Origin of the sequence: Microbacterium sp. (assembly GCF_039812165.1) — a bacterium.
Taxonomy (GTDB): Bacteria; Actinomycetota; Actinomycetes; order Actinomycetales; family Microbacteriaceae; genus Microbacterium.
In genome coordinates, this window is the sequence record NZ_JBDIAB010000278.1 from 1 (window position 1) to 3,107 (window position 3,107).

Sequence of the window (3,107 nt, forward strand, 5' to 3'; positions counted from 1 at the left end):
CGCCCTACGCGCTGCCCGGCCGTTCGCGCGCGTGGCTGTGCCGTCCCGGCGACGCCGCCCTCGGCGCACGGCGCATCGTGCTGCCGGGAGCGGCGCCGGCGGGATGACCGGAGCACCCGCGCGCGCCCGACAAGGGCGCCCGAGGCCTCAGCGAGCCGGCGCGAGGCCCTTCTCGAGGAGATAGCCGGGGACGTCGACGACCGAGCCGAGCAGGGCGTCGAAGGGCTCGCCGGCGAACGCCTCGCGCGAGAGCTTGCCGGAGAGCACGCCGATCGTCACGCACGCGCCCGCGTTCGCGCCGGCCTGCACGTCCACGGCCGTGTCGCCCGCGACGAGCACCTCGGCCACGTCGAGGGTGCCGGTGCGCTCCATCGCACGATGGATCATGTACGGCGCCGGCCGACCGGCCGCCACCTCGTCGCCGCAGACGAGGGCGTCGACCACGACGCCCGAGGCGTCGTCGCCGGCCTGTGCCGCGACGCGCCAGTCGAGCTCGTCGAGGATCCCCTCCGCGACGTCGCGCGAGAACCCGGTCGTCAGCGCGACGGCCACCCCGCGCGCCCGCAGGTCGGCGATGGCGTCGGGCACGCCGTCGATCGCGGTCGGCGGCGTGGCGGCGTAGAGTTCGCCGAGGAGCGTGCGGAAGCGACCGAACGCGACCGCGACCTTGTCGGCGGGCGAGTGCGGGTCGCCACCGCCGAGCTCGATGAGCGCCGCGATCGCCGCGCTCTTCTCGGTGCCCATCCACGTCTGCAGATCCTCCGGCGACACCACGACCCCGGTCTCCTCCACGGCGAGACGCAGCGCGTCGTAGACGGCGCCGCCGTCGTCGATCGTGGTTCCTGCCATGTCGAAGACGGCGAGAGTGATCATCGTGCGAGCTCCAGATCCGGATGCGGACGTGCGATCGGGCGTCGTGCGCCGACGTCCGACGGGGCCAGGGTACCGGTGGCAGCGGCGCGGACGCAGCGCGCCCCCGTGAACGATCGGTGAACACTGCCGCGTCGCGCCTCCGTCCGCCGAGCGCGCCCGTGATCATCGAACCATGACGAACATCGCCCTGGTCGGTCGTCGTCCGCACCTCGTCGTGGTCGGCGCCGGGATCGTGGGGCTCGCGCACGCCGTTGCCGGGCTGGATGCCGGCTATCGGGTGACCGTCGTCGAACAGGACGCCGTGGCGGTGCTGGCCAGCGTGCGCAACTTCGGGCACGTCTGCACGTCCGCTCAGGCGGGGGAGAACGCCGAGATCGCGCGCGAGGCGAACGCGATCTGGCTCTCGCTCGTCGAACGCGCGGGCGTCGAGGCGCGCCGCTCCGGCACGCTGGTCGTCGCCCGCTCGTCCGCCGAGGAGGCCGTCCTGCACGAGATCCTCCGCGATCGCGCGCCGGAGGGGGCGCACCTCCTGACCGGGACGGCGGCGGCCGGCATGCTGCGGCTGCCGCGCGGGGCGTCGCGACCCGTCGCCGCCGCGCTGCTCCCCGCCGACCTCACCGCGAACCCGCGGACGGCGGTGGCCCGCATCGCCGACTGGGTCGCCGCTCACGAGCACGGCGAGACGCGGTTCGCGACGACCGTGCACGCCGTCCACCCGGACGGCGAGGGCGCGGTCGCGGTGGAGACCAGCCGCGGGCGGCTCGACGCCGATCACGTCGTGGTCGCCGCCGGGCACCTGGTCGGCCGGCTGTTCCCCGACGTGGCCGGGGCAGGCGAGGTCGCCGAGTGCGCGCTGCAGATGGCGCGTGTGCGGGCGCCCCACGACATGGGCGTCGGCCCCGCCGTGCTCACCGGGACGTCGATGCTCCGCTACGGCGCCTTCGCCGGGCCCGCGGCGGAGTCGTTGCGGGCCGAGATCGCCCGTGAGCGGTCCGAGCTCGTCGAGATCGACGCGAACGTCATGCTCACCCAGCAGCCCGACGGGTCGCTGCTGATCGGCGACTCGCACGCCACGCACGCGAGCGCGCCTCCGTTCCTCGACGAGCGGTGGTCGCGGATCCTTCTCGACGAGATCGCGGCGCTCCTCGGCGCTTCCCGACTGGAGGTGCTGGAGCGCTGGCAGGGTCTCTACGCGACGAGCCCGCGTCAGGACGTCCTGCGCGCCGAGCCGGCGCCGGGGATCAGCGTCGTCTCCGTGACCGCCGGCATCGGGATGACGATCGGCCTCGGTCTCGGAGCCCGCACGATCGCGGGCATCTAGCCGGCCCCGAGACCGCGGGCGGCGCGCGGAGGCGTCGCTGCCGGCTGCCGCGAGCGAACGGGCCGTGAACGCCGATCGACCGGCCGGGCAACGGCCGACGGCATCCCGACGCCCGCGATGAACGCCGGCGGAAGTCCGGCGGAACTCTGCCCGAAGTCGCCCGATCCCGCCTCGCCGAGGCTCCACCCTCGACGGTGGAGGTTCCGTGCGCCCGTGCCGGGACCCCGATCCGTCCCCCTCGAATCGGAGCCCCCGTGACCCAGCAGTCGACTCACGAGAAGTCGCCGCAGCCGCAGTCCGTGCCGTCCGCCGAGCCCAGGCGCTCGTGGCTGACGCGCAGGCTCGAGAACGCGAACAGCGTCGCCTTCGTCGTCTTCGGCGGACTGACCGCGTTCTGCGTCTACTTCTCGATGTACGCCTTCCGCAAGCCCTACGCCGCCGGCACCTACGAGGTCGTCGAAGGCTGGACCATCGATTTCGGCTTCAAGGAGCTGCTCGTCATCTCGCAGATCCTCGGCTACGCGCTGTCGAAGGTGATCGGCATCAAGATCATCTCCGAGATGAAGCCGAGTCGGCGCGCGCCCGCGATCCTCCTGCTGATCGGCATCTCGATGGTCGGACTGGTGCTCTTCGCGATCCTGCCCGCCGACGTCAAGTTCCTCGGCCTGTTCCTCAACGGCCTGCCGCTCGGCATGATCTGGGGCCTCGTCTTCGGCTACCTGGAGGGCCGACGCACGACCGAGATCCTCGGCGCCATCCTGAGCGCGAGCTTCATCGTCTCCTCCGGGGTCGTGAAGTCCGTCGCCATCATGCTCATGAACGCCGGCGTCTCGGAGTTCTGGATGCCGGCCGCGACCGGCGCGCTGTTCCTCCCGATCCTGTTCGTGAGCGTGTGGGGCCTCTCGCAGCTGCC

At 73.1% G+C, this 3,107-nt stretch carries 3 protein-coding genes; 2 read left to right on the top strand and 1 reads right to left on the bottom strand.

Annotated elements, in window-relative coordinates:
* Positions 1 to 147: 147 nt before the first annotated feature.
* A complete protein-coding gene (locus tag WML84_RS14240; protein ID WP_347346797.1) occupies positions 148 to 873 on the bottom strand; it encodes a phosphonatase-like hydrolase in 726 nt (241 codons plus the stop codon).
* Between the two features lie 172 nt (positions 874 to 1,045).
* On the opposite strand from WML84_RS14240, the gene WML84_RS14245 reads away from it, so the two are divergent.
* Together WML84_RS14245 and WML84_RS14250 are read left to right on the top strand one after the other, a co-directional pair.
* Positions 1,046 to 2,194: a TIGR03364 family FAD-dependent oxidoreductase gene (locus WML84_RS14245; RefSeq protein WP_347346798.1), complete on the top strand. Its 1,149-nt coding sequence runs from the start codon at positions 1,046 to 1,048 to the stop codon at positions 2,192 to 2,194.
* Between the two features lie 254 nt (positions 2,195 to 2,448).
* The coding region (locus WML84_RS14250) for a DUF5690 family protein (RefSeq protein ID WP_347346799.1) at positions 2,449 to 3,107 on the top strand (659 nt) is incomplete at its 3' end.